The organism is Coprobacter secundus subsp. similis, assembly GCF_015097275.1.
Lineage (GTDB): Bacteria > Bacteroidota > Bacteroidia > Bacteroidales > Coprobacteraceae > Coprobacter > Coprobacter secundus.
In genome coordinates this window covers 1506089-1527500 of sequence record NZ_AP023322.1, presented here as the reverse complement: position 1 = coordinate 1527500, position 21412 = coordinate 1506089, and the positions used below count along the sequence as shown (strand labels likewise).

At 35.5% G+C, this 21412-nt stretch carries 15 protein-coding genes, 1 CRISPR repeat array and 1 riboswitch; of the genes, 7 read left to right on the top strand and 8 right to left on the bottom strand.

Annotated elements, in window-relative coordinates; genetic code table 11:
• Positions 1–15: 15 nt before the first annotated feature.
• The 6 genes from cas7i to cas2 are packed head-to-tail and all read left to right on the top strand — an operon-like array spanning position 16 to position 5808.
• Positions 16–1074 carry a type I-B CRISPR-associated protein Cas7/Cst2/DevR gene (cas7i, locus tag Cop2CBH44_RS06155; RefSeq protein WP_200755714.1) on the top strand — a complete coding sequence of 353 codons (1059 nt, stop codon included), beginning with the start codon at positions 16–18 and terminating at the stop codon, positions 1072–1074.
• On the top strand, positions 1074–1751 hold the full coding sequence (gene cas5b / locus Cop2CBH44_RS06150; RefSeq protein ID WP_200755713.1) for a type I-B CRISPR-associated protein Cas5b: 678 nt from the start codon (positions 1074–1076) through the stop codon (positions 1749–1751). The genes cas7i and cas5b overlap by 1 nt, the downstream gene beginning before the upstream one ends.
• On the top strand, positions 1748–4012 hold the full coding sequence (gene cas3, locus Cop2CBH44_RS06145; RefSeq protein WP_200755712.1) for a CRISPR-associated helicase Cas3': 2265 nt from the start codon (positions 1748–1750) through the stop codon (positions 4010–4012). Before cas5b ends, cas3 begins: the two co-directional genes overlap by 4 nt.
• 13 nt (positions 4013–4025) lie before the next feature.
• Positions 4026–4538, top strand: a complete 513-nt coding sequence (gene cas4 / locus Cop2CBH44_RS06140) for a CRISPR-associated protein Cas4 (RefSeq protein WP_044229594.1) — start codon at positions 4026–4028, stop codon at positions 4536–4538.
• Complete coding sequence (gene cas1b / locus Cop2CBH44_RS06135) at positions 4535–5545, top strand: type I-B CRISPR-associated endonuclease Cas1b (RefSeq protein WP_200755711.1); 1011 nt, start codon at positions 4535–4537, stop codon at positions 5543–5545. Before cas4 ends, cas1b begins: the two co-directional genes overlap by 4 nt.
• Positions 5545–5808 (top strand): CRISPR-associated endonuclease Cas2, encoded by a 264-nt coding sequence (gene cas2 / locus Cop2CBH44_RS06130; RefSeq protein ID WP_044229523.1) that lies wholly within the window; start codon positions 5545–5547, stop codon positions 5806–5808. Before cas1b ends, cas2 begins: the two co-directional genes overlap by 1 nt.
• Positions 5809–6022: 214 nt before the next feature.
• A CRISPR array of direct repeats spans positions 6023–7211; the repeat unit is 29 nt; unit sequence GTTCTAATCTTACTTTATAGAATTGAAAT.
• Positions 7212–7347: 136 nt separating this feature from the next.
• Here cas2 and Cop2CBH44_RS06125 read toward each other — a convergent pair.
• From Cop2CBH44_RS06125 to Cop2CBH44_RS06090, 8 genes are all read right to left on the bottom strand, one after another.
• Positions 7348–11580, bottom strand: coding sequence for a T9SS type A sorting domain-containing protein (locus tag Cop2CBH44_RS06125; RefSeq protein WP_200755710.1), 4233 nt, complete (start codon positions 11578–11580; stop codon positions 7348–7350).
• Positions 11581–11595: 15 nt separating this feature from the next.
• Positions 11596–13347 carry a DUF5074 domain-containing protein gene (locus Cop2CBH44_RS06120; RefSeq protein WP_200755709.1) on the bottom strand — a complete coding sequence of 584 codons (1752 nt, stop codon included), beginning with the start codon at positions 13345–13347 and terminating at the stop codon, positions 11596–11598.
• A gap of 12 nt (positions 13348–13359) precedes the next feature.
• Positions 13360–14586, bottom strand: a complete 1227-nt coding sequence (locus Cop2CBH44_RS06115) for a hypothetical protein (RefSeq protein ID WP_044229529.1) — start codon at positions 14584–14586, stop codon at positions 13360–13362.
• Between the two features lie 2 nt (positions 14587–14588).
• Positions 14589–15752, bottom strand: coding sequence for a YncE family protein (locus Cop2CBH44_RS06110; RefSeq protein WP_200755708.1), 1164 nt, complete (start codon positions 15750–15752; stop codon positions 14589–14591).
• A gap of 15 nt (positions 15753–15767) precedes the next feature.
• Complete coding sequence (locus Cop2CBH44_RS06105; protein ID WP_044229602.1) at positions 15768–17768, bottom strand: TonB-dependent receptor plug domain-containing protein; 2001 nt, start codon at positions 17766–17768, stop codon at positions 15768–15770.
• A gap of 137 nt (positions 17769–17905) precedes the next feature.
• Positions 17906–18111: riboswitch (cobalamin riboswitch) on the bottom strand.
• Positions 18112–18222: 111 nt separating this feature from the next.
• Complete coding sequence (locus Cop2CBH44_RS06100) at positions 18223–18951, bottom strand: DUF6064 family protein (RefSeq protein WP_044229532.1); 729 nt, start codon at positions 18949–18951, stop codon at positions 18223–18225.
• Positions 18948–19460: a threonine/serine exporter family protein gene (locus Cop2CBH44_RS06095; protein WP_021931503.1), complete on the bottom strand. Its 513-nt coding sequence runs from the start codon at positions 19458–19460 to the stop codon at positions 18948–18950. Before Cop2CBH44_RS06095 ends, Cop2CBH44_RS06100 begins: the two co-directional genes overlap by 4 nt.
• A complete protein-coding gene (locus Cop2CBH44_RS06090; protein ID WP_021931504.1) occupies positions 19457–20224 on the bottom strand; it encodes a threonine/serine exporter family protein in 768 nt (255 codons plus the stop codon). Before Cop2CBH44_RS06090 ends, Cop2CBH44_RS06095 begins: the two co-directional genes overlap by 4 nt.
• Positions 20225–20582: 358 nt before the next feature.
• Here Cop2CBH44_RS06090 and Cop2CBH44_RS06085 point away from each other — a divergent pair, with 358 nt between their 5' ends.
• Positions 20583–21329, top strand: a complete 747-nt coding sequence (locus Cop2CBH44_RS06085) for a nitroreductase family protein (RefSeq protein ID WP_021931505.1) — start codon at positions 20583–20585, stop codon at positions 21327–21329.
• The last annotated feature ends 83 nt before the right edge of the window (positions 21330–21412 follow it).

Sequence of the window (21412 nt, the reverse complement as noted above, 5' to 3'; positions counted from 1 at the left end):
TTAATGTTATGTGTTATGGAAAATAATTTGAAAGTTCAAGGATTTTTTTTGATTGATGTAGATGTCGTTGCATTGAACAATGCCGGTAAAAATGTGATGTCGCATTTCGATAATGGAGTAGCAACGAAGAGCATTATTAAGAATGGACGTACTTATACGTATGTATCAGGGCAGGCTTTTCGATATTGGTGGCGCGAGGCTTTACAAAAGAATTATGATTGGAGGCTGTCGCCTATTGTAAGAGAAAATAAAATTGCATATACTAATGCTAATCCTATAGAGTATCCCGACGATGATATATTCGGGTATATGAGGGCTGCTTCGGAAGAAGAGACAGACGAAAAAGGTAAGATAAAGAAAAAGAACATTACGGTAACGAGAGTGTCTCCTTTGAAAAATTCGGCAGTCGTTTCGGCATGTGCCGTAAGACCGGTAGAAAATTGGTCGAGTATGGCTCGGCAGGAAGGTGATTCTGTACCTTATGGAAAACAGGAATATAGTGCTGTGATGAAGGGCATGTTCAGTCTTGATTTGAATATGGTGGGGACGTTTTCGAATTATAATAAATCGGGTTATCAGAATCTTTCGGATAAGTTAAAGAAAGAGGCACTCGAAAAAGGGGCTGTAGAAATCAATGATATTTTCGATTCGGAGCGTAAATTGGTGAGGCTTCCTGTAAAAACTCGATTACAGAGAACATTGGATACGATAAGTGCTTTGAAAAATATTGTGGGAGGAGCTATGCAGACCAATAATATGGCAGATGTAACACCAAAATTTATTATTTTGGCAACGACGAGCACAGGTAATCATCCCTTTTCTCATATAGCAACGAGTTTTGGGGAAAAGGATGAAAAGGTAAAACTTAATATTTCAGCTTTGAAGGAAGTAATCGAAGAGTATCGTCGAAATTATGTGGGAAAAATATTTATTGGTAAACGAGCCGGTTTCTTTGATGATGATACGAATGAGTTGTCGGAATTACAAAAAGAATATTCTGATATAGTAGAATTCGGACCAGTGAATGCCATGATTGATGCTTATTGTGAACAATTAAAACAACAAATGAAGTAATGGAAGCTTACCGTATTTTGATAAGTTCGTGGACATCGAGTTTTAGATATCCGAATATTATTTCAGGATATCAGCCAACACTGCATGTTCCACCGATTAGTACGGTTTTGGGAATTTTGAATGCTTGTGCTGGAAAATATATTCGGCATAAACATTTATCTTTAGGTTATTATTTTGAATATGGGGCGGAAGCCGTTGACCTTGAAACGATCTATCAGATAAAATTGAACGAAAGGAATGTTCCGGTCAATCAAGTGAAGTCTAATGTTATACCCCGTGAATTTCTGTTTGATAATAGGCTTTTTTTGTACTTGAAAGATAAAGAGTTAACCGATTTATTTCTATCACCTTATTATCCTATATTATTAGGGAGAAGCTCGGACCTTGCATCTGTGGATCGTATCGAAATAGTAGAGTTATCGGAAAAGACGAATGCCGATAAAATAAAGGGACAGATCATCCCGATTTCCGGAAACTTTTTGCCGGGTATGGTACAGGCTTTACCTAAATATTTTACCGATACATTTCCCCGAAGTAATATAGGTACAGAAGCGTATTCTGTAATATCGTATCGAAGTAAAGATATACCTACCGGTATAACTGCATATCGGGATATTATTGATGGAAACGAAGTTGATATTTATTTTCATCAACTTGATTTTGAAGATGATATATGAAATTTGATTCGAAAGAATTTTATCTTTTGGCGAAATCGGAACCCGAGATTCCTTTAATATGCCATATCGAAGATTGTTTGAATATTCTCGAACAGCTGATAACTGGGTTTCCCAATCTGCCGGTTGTTAAAAAGAATTTGTTTTGGCGAGTATTAGCGGCTTGTATTATATTTCACGATATGGGTAAAGCTCATGATGAATTTCAGAAATTGTTGCATAAAAGTCGAAATAAATGGTTGGGACAACGGCATGAACTCTTTTCGTCATATTTTATTTATCAGTCGAGTTTGGAGGAAGAATGGAAAGATAAGGTATGTTATGCCGTTGTCGGGCATCATAAAAGCGTGTCGGATTTAAATGAATTTGTTTCGGCAAATTATTTGTGGAAGGCAGATTCTTCGTGGGCATGTGAAGGTGATCTTGATTTCCAATCTGAATGTGGAAAACTTTTGCAAAATGAAGTTTGGTATATATTAAAAAGGTATGGCTATTTTAAAGAGAATGATGATTGTATAGATATCGGAAAATATTTGAAACAGGAGATGGGGAAACAACATCGGGTTGCGCATTCCGATTATTTTTTCATTTTATTGCTCGTCGGTTTTTTGAAACAGTGCGATCATTTAGCTTCAGCCGGTATTCGAAAAATATTGAATATTTATCCGGAAGATTTCGATTTTGTTTATAATAACGAATTGTATGACCATCAGAAAAAGGCTTTGTTATCGACTGGGAATGTCATTCTTTCTGCATCGACAGGTTCGGGCAAAACTGAAGCCGCTTTTCTTTGGTTGGTAAATCAACTTCATATAAGAGGACAGGGCAGAGTATTTTATATGCTCCCGTATACAGCATCGATCAATGCTATGTATGAAAGAGTTGATACAGCGATAGGGCATGACAAACATCGGGTAGGTATGTTACATGGTAAATTAATGCAATATATCGAACAAAGAATGTCATCGGATAATTCGGTAAATATAGAGGAAAAATCGAAGTTAATAGAAGATTTCAAGACCTTGGTAACACCCTTTAAGATTGTAACACCCTTCCAATTATTGAAACATTTATTTGGGCTGAAGGGGTTTGAGAAGGGTATTGCTGAATGGTCGGGGGGATATTTTATTTTTGACGAAATTCATGCTTATGATTCGAAGACTTTTGCCCAGATTATAGCTCTTTTACAATTTGCAACTCGATATATGGATGTTCGTGTCTTTATTATGACTGCAACATTGCCTATGTTTATGCGTAAAATTTTGGCCGATTCTATAGGAAAACATATAAATATAGTTGCCGAAAAGTCTTTATACAGAAAATTTGAAAGACATCGGATAAAACTTCATGAGGGATTATTATCGGAATCTTTAGATTTAATACAAAGAGATATAGATCGAGGTAAAAAAGTGCTTGTCGTATGTAATACGGTAGAGCAATCTCAAAATGTATATCAAAATTTGTTTATACCGGTCAATCGGCGAAAATTATTGTTGCATGGAGCTTTTAATGCAAATGATAAAAATCGAAAAGAGATAGAATTGCAAAATGGGGATATACAGTTGTTGGTAGGTACACAGGCCATAGAAGTGAGCTTAGACATCGATTATGATGTGATCTATACCGAACCAGCACCATTGGATGCTCTGATTCAACGCTTTGGACGTGTGAATAGAAAACGACTAAAAGGATTATGTTTGTGTCATGTATTTAAAGAGCGAAATAAGAAAGATTTGTTTATCTATGATGAAAATGTTATCTGCCGAACATTGGATGCTCTGTATATAATTGAGCAAAGACATGATGGAATAATTCATGAAGACGAGTTGCAATCGTTGATAGATGAAGTATATCCGATGTGGGAAAAGAAACAACAAGATGATTATGATATGACATTGAAAACACTTACTTCGTTTATCGATAGGACACTTTCACCTTTGGTATACGATGAAAAGAGCGAGAAGATGTTTTATCGACAATTCGATGGAATAAAGGTTCTACCGGTAGATTTGATAAAAGAATATCGAGCTTGTTTAGAACAAAAATCATTTATCGAGGCAGATGCACTTTTGGTATCGGTGAAGGAAAGTCGGCTTTGGGGACTTTTGAAAAGTGAAGATGCCTATGAAGATTCTTTCTATTTTGAAAATATAAAAAAATTGGGTTGTAAGAATGTCTATATTATAAAGAGAGTGTATGATAGTGAAATAGGCCTTCGAATGAATGAAGTTAAGAATATAGATTCCGATCAGTTATGTCTTTGAATATATTTATATGATACAGATTACAGGGACACATTTTAATTATTATCAGATTTGCCATCGAAAGCTTTGGTTGTTTGCTAATGGTATAAATTTTGAACATACTTCGGATTTGGTATATGAAGGAAAACTGATACATGAAAGTTCGTATCCTCAGAGATCGTCGAAATATGAAGAAATAGAAATTGATGGCATTAAAGTTGATTTTTATGACACGGTGCACAATATTATCCATGAAATAAAAAAGTCTGATAAGATAGAGATTTCACATGAATGGCAACTAAAGTATTATTTGTATGTATTTGAGAGGAATGGAATCTTGGGATGTAGGGGTATGTTGGAGTACCCTGTATTGCGTAAAACGAAAGAGATCTATCTTAATGAAGAAGATCGAAAAAATATAGGTAAAATGGAAAAAGATATCGAATCGATAATATATTCTGATGTTTGTCCATCTATTATAAAAAAATCGATATGTAAAAATTGTAGTTATTATGATTTTTGTTTTATAGAGGAGATCGAACCATGAAAAAAACATTTTATTTATTTAATCCAGGAGAATTGGACAGGAAAGATAATACCTTGAAATTTACACCTATTGTTGGCTCAGAGAGTAATGAGGTTTCGATGCCCCGGTATTTACCGATAGAAGATATTAGCGAATTTTATGTGTTTGGTTCTTTACGGGCCAATAGTGCTTTATATAATTTTTTAGGGCAGAAAGATATAGCGGTACATTTCTTTGATTATTATGAAAATTATACTGGTTCATTTATGCCTCGCGATTCTTTATTGTCAGGGAAAATGCTGTTAGCTCAGACTTCAGCTTATCAAAATAAGAGTAAGCGTATGGTTATTGCTCAAAAGTTTATAGAAGGGGCGTGCTATAATATACTCAAGAATCTTCGTTATTACAGTCGGAGGGGATGTGACGTTGAAAAAATTATTAGTGATATTAAAGAATATTCTACTCGAATATCATCTGCTGTTTCTATAGAAGAGCTTATGGGAATAGAAGGAATGATACGCCAAACTTATTATGAAGCATTTAATTTGATTATAAATGATTTTGAGATGGGCCCTCGCTCGAAACGTCCACCATTAAATGAAGTAAATGCATTGATTTCTTTTGGAAATATGATGTGTTATACTTTGTGTTTAAGGGCTATTCATCAAACGCAACTGAATCCGACTATCAGTTATTTGCATACTCCGGGTGAACGTAGATATTCTTTAGCTTTAGACATCTCAGAGATTTTCAAACCGATTATTGTAGATAGGACTATTTTTAGAGTATTGAATAAACACGAGATTCAAGATAAACATTTCGAAAAGAAGTTAAATAAATGTTTATTAAATTTGTCTGGAAAGAAAATTTTTGTGAAAGCTTTTGAAGAGCGTTTGAACGAGACGATACAACATAGAGCATTGGGCCGAAAAGTTAGTTATCGACATTTAGTGAAATTGGAATGTTATAAGTTGTCGAAACATTTATTGGGAATGGAGATGTATAAACCATTTAAAATGTATTGGTAATGTATGTTATTTTGGTATATGACTTTGGAGAAAAACGAGTTGCAAAGATGTTGAAACTTTGTCGTAGATATCTAAACTGGGTACAGAACTCGGTTTTTGAAGGAGAAATATCGGATGTTCGATTGAAAGAGTTATTAATGTATATTAAAATGTTTATGAAAGTGAATGAGGATAGTATAATTATTTTTAAAACTGCATCACAAGTGTTTATGGAACGGCAAATTATCGGTCGACAATTAGGGAGTACAGATAATTTTCTGTAATTGAAGTTGTCGTTCTTGAGTAAATTTAATATTTTTTTGATATAACTATTATATCCGTTTCTTTTATCTTCCTTATTTTTAATAAGTTATTTATATTGTCGATGTCTGTATATTTTTATATAATCGTACGTCGACAACTTTTCTTTGAAATATTTATTATATTTGCAGCTCTAACCCATTGGTTATAAACTGTGTCTTTATTGTTAATGATAGGGTTCTAATCTTACTTTATAGAATTGAAATATGATAAGATTCTTGGACAGGTTTATTTCGATTGTAAGTTCTAATCTTACTTTATAGAATTGAAATAATGAAATTCAATTGTCAGGTCTCAAGGTTAAAGGGTTCTAATCTTACTTTATAGAATTGAAATATTAAAATAAACAATCATGGAGAAAAAATTTGAATTGTTCTAATCTTACTTTATAGAATTGAAATCTATAACGGAGTCATCCTGTTCCGCCCGAAACCCGTTCTAATCTTACTTTATAGAATTGAAATGAGTTTACTTACTTTCCTGCTGATGATGATGTTTTGTTCTAATCTTACTTTATAGAATTGAAATGGCTGAAAGGCACCTTCCAGTTCATGCTGCGGGAAGGTTCTAATCTTACTTTATAGAATTGAAATTTACGATATGGTTCACCGACCCTGCCATATCCCGTGTTCTAATCTTACTTTATAGAATTGAAATCTTATATCCAAAAGCCTTTAAGACATCATCATCAGGTTCTAATCTTACTTTATAGAATTGAAATGATAATGATTTAGAAGATTTCTTAGTTTAACATTTGTTCTAATCTTACTTTATAGAATTGAAATAGATAGAATATATTTACAGCCTCAAGCCGAATCCCAGTTCTAATCTTACTTTATAGAATTGAAATAATGAAATTCAATTGTCAGGTCTCAAGGTTGAAGGTGTTCTAATCTTACTTTATAGAATTGAAATCTGCTGCCGCTTTTTCATATAGTGTGTCCATGTCACGTTCTAATCTTACTTTATAGAATTGAAATATTACTTATGCGGAGGTTTGTCCTGTTCAGGCGTGTTCTAATCTTACTTTATAGAATTGAAATGGATCCACATAACCGGATAAGTAAGGTAGTAGTGGTTCTAATCTTACTTTATAGAATTGAAATTCAAAAGATAATCCCATCTCGTGCAATTTTTTGAGTAGTTCTAATCTTACTTTATAGAATTGAAATTACACTCTCAGGGCTCAGTCTATATTGATGATAAAGTTCTAATCTTACTTTATAGAATTGAAATGTCAAAATTTGGATAATATATTGAAACAACAGACTGTTCTAATCTTACTTTATAGAATTGAAATAACTTAGGAGTAAAAATATCAAGTACATCTCTTTTCAGTTCTAATCTTACTATAAAAAATTGAAATCTTTTTCGTATAATATGTCCATATTATGTATTTTATGGTTCTAATTCTTTATTGTTATAAAAATAAAACCGGGATATTTCTATATAAAGATATCCCGGTTTCTATTATTATTTATATGATTATCAGTGGTTTATGACTATTTTTTTATCAATTTGCTACTTAGAACTTCTTTTTCAGTAGTAATTCGTACCAGATAATTTCCAGCTGTCAAATCTTGAATATTGATAGGTTCCTTAGACGAAGAGATGTTTATACTTTTCACTAATTGTCCATCAATATTGAAGATTTCTATTTGAGCATTGATTTCAGTATTTACGTAGATATAATTAGTTGCAGGGTTAGGATATATTGAAATAATATCATTTGATGTATCCTCGACGCCTACAGCCGGTTTTTCTTTTACGTTGACTGTAAACTCTGTTTCACAGAATTTTTCACCATACGTTTGATGGCTAACCGTTTGACGTAGCTTTATTTGAGCCTTTCCGAATTTGCTTTCTCCAAATGAAAGAACCAAATTGTCATTTTTGATAGTTGCAGAAACCAAATCTTCATTATCATTGGTTTCTACAGTCGTCATGAATGTCAGGCCGTAAGTACTACTTCCCGGATAGCTGAATATATTTTTTATAGGTATTAGCATATCTTCTGCATCTTGTATGGCTTCAACATCTTTAGCAATGCTCACAGGCATATAGACTCTTGGTTTTATTGTTATTTCTACATCTCGTATTACTGAATAGCCTAAATGATCGATAGCTTCGATAGAAATGGTAGCAATGGAATCGGTTGCTACATCGCCTGTATATTGGGCTAATAGTTGTAGATTACCGTTTGTATTGTTATATGTATTATCCAAGCTCAGCCAGTCAGAATGTTTGTCCAGATCACGAGTATAAATAGAAAAATTGTTTTCTCTGTCGGTAAACCATTGTTTGTTGATTGAGAGTTTAGACGCTGATGTTGCACGTTCATAGCAACTAAGATTCGATTTGCTGCTGCTTATCGTAGGTATATCATTGTCATTTATAGTTGATAATATACTCATCATTTGCGGATGGTTGCCGATGTTCTCGATTTCTTCTAATTTGTTGAATTGATTATCGAATATTGCCGCTTTCTGTTGAGTGCCGTCTTCGCTACAATAAGCTACATAATATTTATTTTCTTCAGCATCATAAACAGAACCCATGGGGAATAAGTCGTATCCCAATTCCATGAATCTTCCATCTTCTATTTCTTTTGTAGTAATATTATATTTTACGAATGCATTACCGCTAACTAACATGATAAAGTCTCCAGATAATGGTGTCAAAGCAATAGGAGAGGCCAAAAACATCGGGTATTCTGTTCCCCAACTATCAGATGATATTGTTTTGTTCGAAATATCATAAGAGAATATAGTGCAGTCAAAATTATCATTACATCTGCCGATGGCATAAATAATGTTGTCTTTTACGGTTATGACAGATACATTTAATGCTTTTTTTTCCAATTCTTGCAGAGAGATTTCAAAAGTATTTAAATCAATTGTTGCAAGATTACTTGATTTCATTGCTACATCATTGGTTATAACATATGCATTATTACCAACTACAGTCATAACTTTGGCAATGTCGTTTATAGACACTGTACCAACAGGTTTTAAATCTGTTTTATAATATATCTTCAAATCTGTATTGTCTCCGTTAGCATCGGTTACTAATAACATATTTTTATATAAAGCCAGTTGATGTTTTGCTTTTGATTTTAATGATATGGAAGCGACAAGTTCCTCTGTTGTGATGTTGTAACGGGATATAGTGTTGCCTGTGGATACATATACGAAAGCGCCGTCATTTAACATATTGCTGATAGAATCTGCTTGTATGTTACTAAGTAGTGTTTTTGTTTCTTTAGTATTGACTTGGTATCCCATAATTGAGCTGTTTCCTTTTCCGTTGTTATCGGTAAATAGAATATGCTTACTCATTCCTTCATTGTCGGGAGCATATATGATAGGTATTTCTATCGTTTTTTCTTGTTTGTAGCATGTTGCGCGAAAACGAAGAATGTCATTACAATATTCTCTTGTGTTGAACGAGTATTTTAAGACATTTTTTTCTAAGGAAACTTGAACTTTTCCGTTAACGGCAGTTACTTCTTCCATATATACGGTAGCATCGTTTCCTGTAGTAAATAGCTCTGAATTAGAAAATTCTCCTTTAGGTTTGTCATATGCAATTCGAATAGGAGAGTTCACCGGTTTTATTTCCGGAATATCTTTTACAATGACAAGAATCGTATCTGATAGAGTTGGGTCACTCGTAGAACGGATGATAACTTTGGTTCTTCCAACTTTATTGGCAGTAAATGAACCATTTTTGATAGTTCCGATTTCAGGATTCGATGTTGTCCAATCAAAAGTTTCGTAAATATAGCGATTAGCAGTATTTCCGTTTAGGTTTTCATCCCGGCTATCTTCACACTGTGCATTAATAAAGATAGTTTCATTTACAATCATAGTTGTACTGTCGTTCGATACGGTGCTGGCATTACCTTCCAAATCGATAACTACTTTTTTCAGTTTCACGACACTTATTTGGATAGAATCTTTGGCTATATCATCTTTTTGGCTGAAATATATCCAGGTTTCTCCTTCTTTTGTCGCTGTAAATTTTCCGGTGTTATCGATGTTTCCGACAGTATTGTCGGATAACCACCATCGTTGAGTTCCTTCTTTTACCGGACGTCCGTTTTTAAACAAAAATCCTTCATATTGACAAGTTTGTCCTTCGATTACTTGTAGTTGAGTGATACCGATGTAATTGAGGTAATAGTCTTGCGGAACATAGTCAGGGTTAGGTGTGGTGATGGCTGCACCTAAAACTTCGGTCGACCATTCGCCTAACCATCCGGCATTGGCACTTCCGGCGCAATAAACCTTTACGAAATCAACTTGGTCCAACTCTACGTGATTGCCATTTTTATCTACTGCCCAACTAAGGTCGAACCCATCTGTTGCATTTCCGTTTTCATCGTTATAATATGGGTTGTGAGCAACGGTAAGATCGGTTTTGTCATATCCTCGATTGTCGCAGTATCCGAAGGCCGGAGCTCGGTAAAATTCGATATAACTCGGTGAACTCATGTCGATGGAGCTTCGTATAATATTTCCTGAAAATGTTACTTGCTCTCTTCCGCATTCGTATGTGTAGGGGTCAGGGTAATAAGATTGATTGTGGAACTGATTGGTTAAAACGGCACCGCTTTCTCCCTGATTAGTTGTCCAAGGTACAGTATAGCGTTTATTATAACTCGGATTGTAATAGGTCATTTCTACGTTACGTTTTGTTGTACTCAGCCAATAATCAGATCCAGCCAATTCATACCATTCTCCATCATCGGGAATGCCATTTCCATTTAAGTCTTTCATTACCTGTACAGCTCCAGGTTCAGACCATACTCCGTATAAGTTGGCAATAAAAGAGTTTCCTTTCAGAGTAAAATCTACACCGTATGGGTTACGGGGGTCATTTTTTATAGGTTGGTCAAAACCCAGGATAACATAACCTCCGAATGCTCCTAAGCTTATCATACCACCCTGTGTTCCTAAAATAACAGTGGGGTCGTCCATTGTATTGGTAAATTGTCCCGGAGCCGGTAAATATCCCAGTATTTTAGAAGCATAGGGATTTAAGTGTATGTTTATTTTTGCAGTAGCCGATGACTTTTCTCCTGTGGCTAAAGTAACAGTATATTTTAGCCGGTCGAAAGTGTAGTTATCTGCTTTTGTATCGGGCACGTAGTTGATTACGGGATAAGATGTCCCGCTTACTACCGTTGCCGTGCCGTATTGGGGCTGTTCGTCAATTGTAATACGGGCTGTTTTCATGTCCGAATTATTCATCCATTGGTCGTTTTTCAGGACATCGGCGGTTAATTCACCTTTAGGCTCTACTACAAAAGAGTCGTCTTTCGCCAGGACTTTTTTCAATGAGATATGTATGGTATTCTCAATGGTTTCACCTTGGTAAGTCAGTGTAACTTTTACATCCGCATCTCCGGCTTTGTTAGGCATAAGCCATAAATATAGTGTCTGGACTTTACCATAGTTATAATATTCATATTTATATAAATCTGAGATTTCCGTATCGCTCGATTCTATTTTGACTGTAATGCCCAAATCATCAAAATTAGCGCTTTTGTCTATGCCGTCAGGATATTCGAATATGTCGGTCATAGATAAGTTTAATGTCAATTTAGAAGTTTTGGCAATGTCGGTAAATGAGTAGGTTTTGGGAATAAATTGGTTCCCCGCAAATATGGAGGATACCATACATAGTAACATCAATGTCAACCATGTTTTTTTTCTGTAAAAATTTCTCATAATGTTTAGTTTGAATTAAAGTATGATTTTATGTATCTGATTTTTTATTTTTACTATATATATTTGTCTGGGAGGTATTTCTGTGATGGTGCAACCTGAAGACAATGTATTTTTATATATTAATTGGCTTTGCATGTTGTATATCTCAACTTCGGTCGATGGTTCTATACCGAATATCTGTATGATTCCGTTCCGGGCAAATATGTGTATCGGGTCAGATTCTGTTTCTTGGATGTATGTAGCTGTAGAAACCTTAACTGCTAAATCTCGGTCTTCACATTTCCCGTTTGAATTGAAGCGTACGGTAATCGAAGTTTCTCCGGCTTGTAAGGGGGTAAGTATGAGTTTGTTATTTTTTATTTTTGCCGAAACAATATTTTCGTTTTCTATTTTGGTTACTCGTTTAGTGATAGAGGTTATCGGTGTATCTTCATCTGTTGCCATATTGGATAGGTCTATTTCTTGTGTTGTCCCATTTAATTCTACCGGTGAAAAATTTTCTATAACAGGAGTTTGATTATCAGGAAAAATAAACATTGCCGGATACCAGTATCCACTAATGGGCTCATATTCTTCCAAGGGTTTTCCGTTTTTATCTAATTGATAATATAAAAAATAATTGTTTGAAATGAAGCTGACATATAATGCTGCATATATTTTGTCATCTGCCGGATTTATACGTATTCCGGCTCCATAGAAATAGCGGTCTTCGGGAGTGCTGTCGTAAATGAGTTCACAAGTGCCTTTATCTATATCGTATTTATACATGTGTGCTGTTGTAAACCATGATGCCTGTCCTTGAGATGAATCTTCATTGTAAATGAAATAAAGAACGTTTTCTTTGGCACTTGCACATAGGGAACCGGCTGTCCATGCATACCATGTTTGGTTTATGCCTCCTCGAGGTAAGACGATTCGTTTTGTTTCAAAAGTGTATGGGTCTATTCTCAATAATGTATTTCCTATCCATTCTTCTCCGGCCGAACCGTATGGGTAGTGCAAGTATTCTTCATTGCTATTGCTGTTGAGACCAACCCATACATAACCATCTTTACTTTGAACCATAGTACTAAAACATCCGGGAATAACTTGTTCTATTTTATCTGTTTCAGGATTGATTACCAGAATACCTTTATCCTGTTGTATTGCCAGCACATGGTCTTGAGTTCGTATCATCATTCCTATCTGATTTTCATATAAAGCACCTAATCCGGCAGATGGCGATTCGTCACCTGTAATTAGGGGATTTTCACTACCTTCGATAATACCATTTAATACGTATGTGTTCAAGTCTAATATGTAGATGCCATTTGATGTACCTATATAGCCTTTATTTTCATCTACTCCGACAAAGCTTCTTCCATCGGCTATTGATTTCCCGTTCTTTTCTGCTATTATGGGTAAACGGTATAATACTTGCATGTTTTGGGCATCCAAGATGACCAGTCTTCCACCTTGTTTTTCTTCTGCATTTTCTCCTGGATCTTGGTCTTGTTTGGAGATAACGTACATTTTATCTCCATATATAACTCCGTATTGTGCGGTACAACCTAATGTTTGTATAATGCTCCCGTCCATATTGGCAGGATTGGTCTGTATCAAATAATAATCTATCTCTCCAGATTCCGGATGCAAGAAGTTTATGGAGCTATTGTTATGTCCATACCAGTCTTCGTTCAGAACAAATACACCGTCAGTATATGTCTGTCCGATGATGGGAGCACTTCCGGAGAGAAAAGCATAAATAAGTAAATTTTTCCATTTCATAAGCGATAAATTTTATGGGTTGGGTAAAGCTGAAGAATCATCTACATGCAAATCTTCAGCTCTGGATAATTCGGTTGATGTTTCACCTAACCAGCCACATTGTTGGTTTACACCTGTATATACACGTATAAAGTCTATTCCAGGTAGGTGTACTTTGTTTCCGTCGGAATCAACAGCCCAGTCTATATCAAAGCTGATTTTGTCGGTTTTTTCGTTTGGGTGGTTGTCCACGTATCCCCAATCGTATGTATATAGAACATAATATGTTCCTTTTCCACTTTCATCGACAGCATTATCTGCAAGTTTTGTCCCAGAGAATGATATCTGGTCTTGTGGTATCCATTTGGGATAATAGTCTTGTCGATGATAACTGTTTTTGGCAATGTAACCAGATGTTCCGTCATTGGCCGTCCAAGGGATATAAGTGGAGTCTGTGATAGGTGTTCCTTTGTCTGGGGTTGCGACATGGTCTGCTGCTGGGCGGCTATAAGTGATTGTATAATGATGTTTTGTTTCAGGTTTATTATATTCACTTCCGGCCAACTCGTACCATTCATCGTCGGGGACTCCGTTACCGTTTCGGTCGAACGATACCATAACGATACCTGGCTCGGAACTACCCCCAGATTCGGGGGCATCTGGATTAGGATTAGCTGCTGCATAAAAAGCGTTTCCTAATATTTTAAAATCTTTTTCTCCTGGAATGTTAACGACAGTGTGGTCAAATCCGAAAGTTATATATCCTCCATAACCTCCCAAAGACACTAATACATCGTTTTTCCCGGAAATACTTTCTTCAGCCTTTTGTCTCATGGTCTCTTCTGTGTCTCCCTCTTGATATAAAGGCAATTTGTTGACAAATTGTCCTGGAGCCGGACAATATTCATATACTTTCGAGATATAGCGACTATAAGCGACACTTTCTTCCCAAACGGTAATATTTATTTCATGGTCAACTGGGTTTTGAGAATCAGCGATGTGCAGTTTTATCTGAAATTGTCCAGTGGTAGCACTTAGAAAAATATAATCTCGGTCGGTTGAGACAAGAGAGTCTTTTCCCTGACTATCTATCATACTCCATTCGTATCGTTCTCCCGGAAATTCTGGATGTAGAATTAGGGCTTTCATTCGTTCGATTGCATATACATTATCTATGCCAAGGCTTACCATGGGTATGTCTTGTTGGCATGATAGCATCGATATGAAAGTAAAGAGAACAAAGAGTATATTTTTTTTCATAATCAACGATTTAGAAATACCATGTGTGCCGGTATGTCACCGGCTCTTACACTCCATTTTTTTCGTCCGTTGCGACTGTAACAGTGCAATGTCCCGCTCGATACATAATTTTTAGCGTCAGTAACATAAATGTCTCCATTTCTGGGGTCTATTTGTATGCCGTAAGGAATGGTGATATCTTTTTCTGTTCCATCAGTTATAAAGTGATCGGTGATTAGTTCTTTAGTTTTTACATTGATAATTCCGTATGAAACAGTATTTTCTTCAGATTCTTTATTCCATTCTACACTGTAGAAATAGAGAGAATCACCATGTATAACCATTTCAGAACAGGGAATATCTAAGGTATCTTTTACCTCCATTTCTTTTGAATTTTTATTTTTTCTGTCCAAAACGAAAAGACGAGAAGGTATAGAACCATAGTTCCCTCGGGATGAAACCCACAATTTTCCGTATTTATCTTTTCTGATACGGTGAAGATTTATTGCTACCGGAATTTTCTGAACTTGTTTCATTCCGTACATTTCGACAACAGAAACGGTGAAGTCATAGTTCGGAGCCCGATACCCACCTGAGTTGGCGACATATATGTATTCACCTAAAATTTCCAATTCGTCAGGTTGGTAACCGACAGTAACTTTTCCGGTTACTTTCAATGAAGTGGTATCGATTCTATAAACTGCACCTAATTGAGCATTTGGGTCCATGGCTACAGGGCCGACGTAAGCTGATACATAAGCTTTACCTTGTGCAAAACGAATATACCGACAGTTTGGAATATCAATTTGACCGATTCGTATCAGTGTATGAGCATCCATTACTTCTACTTTATGAGAACAGTTGATGACGGCATATAACTTACTTCCGTATATTTGTATATCATTACCGACATCTCCCAGCTCTTTAATGACAGTTGGGTTGCGTTCAGCGTACATATTGCGTACATATAGGGCATTTTTAAAATCGACAAAATCGATAGATGCTTTATTGCTACCCATGTTTCCTTCATTGAGTACATACATCCCTATAGGATTGCTGTCGGGATTCATCTCGAAAGGTAGAATATCATATTCGGTTGGTACTACTAACTCGTCTTTTCGACAAGCTGGCAGTAGAATGAGTAGAGTGAAAAATATGGATATTGATATGTGAAAATACTTTTTCATTATCATGCTGTGATTTTATAATTCGACCGATATTCCAAATCGATAATTACGTTTTGGCATCGGGTAATTCAGTATTACATCGTAATCTTGGCTTAAAAGGTTATTTACCTCAACAGAGGCTTTTAAGTGAGTTCTTTTTATTTTAAAAGTTTTTATTAACGATACATCACTGGTATACCAAGGTTGTGTATAATTGTATCGAATATTTTCCTGCTGGTTATATCTGTATCCTACATAGATGAAGCTGTAGTTCAGATTCCATCCTTTCCAACTGAGCATCGCTATAGCCGAACCGCTATGCCAAGGAATATAGGGTATTTGGTCTCGGTAATAATTATCTGCCGGATTGGTTATATCGATAGCTTCCTGATAGGTATATTGTAATTTGGTAGTTAGTTCTATTTTATAGGGCAAACGGAAAATGGCCATGGTCTGAGCATCAATTCCACGAATATCTACTTCTCCTAAGTTTAGCATTGTCCAACGAAATTGTTGCCCTTTAGGATAGGCTACAATTTTATCTTTGACCCGATTGTAATATATATCAGCTCCTATTCTAAAAAAGGAGAATGTGTGTCCTTTTCGGTCTATATCATATAGAAAACCGAGATTATACTGTTTGGCTGTTTCCGGACGCAGATAAGCATTTCCCATATCGGTATAATACAAGTCGTTGAATGTTGGCATTCGATAACTGTGTTTATAAAATGCTCGTATTATGAAATCGGCTTTTCGGATGGGTTTATATGATAAAAATATGGCAGGAGTTACTTTTTTCTTGTTGGGAGCATTTTCTCTTTCCCGAGCTTCTTCATCTACGATAGTAGCTAAAGCTGCAACCTGTACTTTTAAACAATTTTTGATGGAAAAAGCTGTTGCCGCGGAAATCCAGTGAGTGTTTCTGAATACTGACGTGTATTCGGAAAGGCCATTCCATTGATAGTCATAAGCAACAGATACATCCCAATTGGATAATATACTGTATTTGTTGGCCCAAGATATATAACCTTCTCGCTGTTTGTATATGTTATCGACATGTATTAGTTTGTCGTCGTTATTTACGTATCGGGTGTAATCAAATGCGTATTTTAGATTTACTTTCGTACTTAATTTAGAGGTAATGTCATATTCAAACATCCCTTGTACGAATGAATTTCTATCCCAAAGCCGTTCTCCGCGCCTCCATACGTTATTGACAATAGCTCCGGGAACGCCTCTTTCGGAAGTATAATGATACATATAAGCTTTCCATCGTCCATTGGGGAAATATCCCTGTAGTCCACCTTCGATTCGTACTGCATCTATATCTCCATTTTGACGAATTGCCGTAGTATCGTAAGCCAGTTCACCGGAGGGAGTTACTCTTCTATAGCGAAACTTATATTTACCACTTGCATTTATCCATTCGGTATTAAAACTGGCGCTCAAATTATTGTTTAATTTGTATTCAAATAAGACAGATGGATTAATATAATCGAAGGAACCAGCTTTCAACCCAGCTTTTAGGTTTGCTGTTTTTCCTTCTATGAATTTGGGTCGGCGAGTAGTTATGTAAATAGACCCGGCCGAACCGAATTCGCGTGCCGATTGGAATATTTCACTTTTTTGCCCGTTGTATAAAGATATTTCTTCAATATTTTCCAGTGAATATTTGCCTAAGTCTATTTGTCCGTTTTGTGCATTTCCTAATTGTATTCCGTTATAGTAGACGCCCATATGATTGGACCCCATACTACGAATATTTACGGTTTTTATACCTCCTACGCCTCCATAGTCTTTTAGTTGTATGCCTGAAAAATAGCGTAAAGCATCGGCGATAGATAGGCTGTTGAGGTTTTCTAATTCTTTTCCGGTCAATTTTTGAGAAGGTATGACTTCATTATATCGGTTACCGGTTACAACGACTTCATTGATGTGCTGTATGGAGTCTAATTTGTTTTGGGCGGAGAGTAGTGATACTTGTATATTTATTGATATACAGGATATGATACTACATATTTTTACGAATGAATTCATCTTGGGGTATGAACTGTTAACATAGTAAAACAATACAATAGCCCAAGAGGGATAAATGCAGTATGGTACGAAAGGATAGATACCGGATCCTGCCGGAATACTAAACACGAATCAATTTGCTCTTTCCTCGAAAGCTATTGAAAAATATCAGCATGGCAGGTCTTCTGACTTGTTTCCGTTGATAAGCGCCTTCCCGAATTTATTTGATTCAGTGGCTAATTGGTATATGCTTACAACGTTTGTATGAAACTTACAGCAGCGGGACTGTTCAGGATTTTCACCTGATTCCCTTTTAATCGATTCCTTTGAATAAAGGTCTCGAACCAATGCACGACAAAGGTATGAAGAATAATTAAAAATGCAATTTTTATACATGAAAAATTGCATTTTTAATTTGTCATATTTCTATTTATGAAATAATTGTCAGTATTTGTTTTTAGAAAGATTTTTATCGTTATTGATTGAGTTTTATTTCCATTCCCAATGCTACAATCAAGGCTGTTGCCAATATGGAGCATACCAAAAGCAATAGGAGATTTATATATTTGCCCTGGGGCTTTATATCGGAAGAGGATTGCTTCAGGAAAAAATCTTTCAAAAAAAAGTATAGAGCCGGAATGGTTGCACCAGATAATAAAAAGTCTTCAGGAATATCGAAAGAATATGTTTTAGAAACTCCAATAAATGACCAATGACATAGAAAGAGCACAATAAACATATTTATTTTACGTGAAAACATCAACATTAATCCTAAAGTGAATACTGCGACAGAACAAGGCATTACTGGAGAAGTCATAGCAGGAAATGACATGCCTCGTGCTAATGAAAATATTGGGTATATAAAAGGCAATATTAATAAAATGATGGACAATAGACGATGTTTGCCTGTACTTTCAAAAGTCGTGTATCCACTTATTGTATCCCATAACCAAATGATGGCCATTATACCCCAATAGAGAACCATAGCTATATTATAACTTCTTTCGGCACAAAATATGTAATAATAAATGAGAGAAATCCATAAATAAGTGGTGGTTAAATATATTTTCATCCCGGTTTTGATTATTCGGGAAGGTTTATATATCAGTAGAAGTGTTAATAATATACCGATAGTTATAAAAATTATCTGGTATATCCAGGTTGCCAAATTATAATTTGCTATTGTATTCCAAAAAATATTCATGAACGTCTTCTTTTTCGTATTACATTATGTCGGGTTAAGGAGAATGCTTTATGAGGCAAAAGGAAAATAGGTAGTGTAGCTCCTACAGCTAACATGAAAATGACTGAAGAAGTTACTATTCCATTAGAAAAGAACATTTCCATATATTTAGCCCTTTCTGCCGGAGTATCCATTGTTTGTAAAAACATTAGTAGAGAAAATACCATATTGTAGGCAAATTTCCCAGGAATCATGGGTAATAAAGCTGGTATATAAAGAACGGTCATAGGACAATATATTTTTCCTCCCAGCCATAAACTGCCGAATCCGATAATTACTGCTCCGAAAAGAGAAGCTGTTGCGATATCAAATCCTAAGAAAGTCATTAAGCAATAACGACAAGCATGGCCAATAGCTGCAAGCATGGCTATCGAGGGAAAAGCCCGCATAGGAGGGTCTGAGATTGCTCCAAAACCGATACCGGCAAGTGCCGCAAAAAAAGCATCCGAAAGTATATCTATAGCTATCATATCAAACTATCTTTAACTAATAATAAAGTGAACGAAAGCCCTATGGCAATACATACGACTAAGAGTAAAGCATCTATCAGGCGGGCACAGCCGGTAAGAATATATCCTTCTACAATATCGATGACTCCATTAATAAGTGGAACACCGGGAATCAAATATAAAACACTGGTAGCTAAGGCTATTTCTGATGTTGTATTAAAAATCAGAGCGGTAGAAGAGCATAAAGATGCTACAAAGGCTGACACGATGAAGATTATATAGTGGTTATATTTTTGTATCTGCATTTGTTGTTTTAGAAATAATCCTGTAATGGTAGCTGAAAACACGATGCCCATGGAACACCAGTCTCCACCAAAAAGCCGACAAAATGAAGCGTTGGCAAATCCCGCAAGGATAAGAACAAATAGAGGGTTCATTCGCGGGGCGGAGATAATTTCGTTATAGCGTTTCTTCAATTCAGTCAAAGAAAGACGCTCATCATGGGCCTCCCAACTTAAAGCACTTAATTCCGAGTTTCGTTCGAAACTGATGGGGTAAGCAGGAATATCGATGACTTCACTATAAGCTTCTTTCGTTTCTTCGTCATAAATAGTTAGAATAATGTTTTTTTGAAATACACTTATTTTTACTACTAAATCGAACGATTCGCCTATTCTTTTGGCACTACGCACTACACGGGACGTATGTACGCCATTTCCCATCATGTAGGCCGAATATTCGGCTATGAATTTGGCAACTTCTACCAAAGACTCATTAGCATTCATCTATATGAATTTTTGTTTCGTAATATTTTATTTAGCTTGTTTTAGTATTGGGATTATTCGGAAAACGACTGCAAAAGTATAAAATGTTTTTTAATAAAATTACCTGTTGATTATAATTAGCTGTAATTTTAATAGTAAATATTTCATTGTACATTTATTTTCAGTCGTTTATAAAATGTAGATTGTTGATTTATTTAGCATATATAATGGTTTTGATATTTATGATACGTTTATTCCTATCTGACTACAATTAAAATGACGTTAAAAAGCTATATACTATGAAGTAATTAACGTTTGACTGGTGAAGATAAAACAAAAGAGTGGTTATATTTGTAATAAGAATAAAAAATGAGTCGATATGAAAACGATAAAGGATATTTTGCTTGGACGTACTTCTGTACGGCGTTATACACGAGACAAATTGAGTCAGGAAGAGTTGGATTTTATTTATGAAGCTATTCAAAATACGCCGACGAGCTATAATGGACAGCAGTTTTCTGTTATCTCTGTGACTGACCAGGATGAAAAAGTGTTATTGTATGAGATAACTGGACAGAAGCAAATTAAGACTTGTGCTGCATTTTTGGTATTTTGTGCTGATTACAATAAAATAAGGGTAGCTGCCGATGCTATAGAATGTCCATTCCCTGCTTTTCCTGATACAATGGATGGTATTATGGTTGGGGTTATTGATGCTGCCTTGGCTATGCAGACTGCTTATATATCAGCTATATCGATAGGGTTAGGGGGATGTTGTATTGGTTATACTCGGACTTGCGATCCGGAGCGTATTGCAGAAATACTACAGTTGCCGAAGGGGGTATTTGTTGTTTGTGGATTAGCTATAGGGTATCCTGCCGAATCACCTGATTTGAAGCCTAAGCAACCGCTATCGTTGGTAATACATCAGAATCATTATAGAGATAATGATATGCGAGATGATTTATTGGCTTATGATAAGACTATATCTGCGTATAATCGTAATCGTAGTGGGGTAACGACAGATAATGACTGGATATCTCACATTGTAGATTATTATAAGGATGGTATGAAATATGATATTGAGGGTTATCTTAAGCGTCAGGGATTTGAAATGAGAAAATAATTTCTTTATTTATTATTTGTTTTTTTGTTTTTGATTGGTCAGATAGTATGTCAGAAAGAAACAGATAAAATTTCAATTTAAAA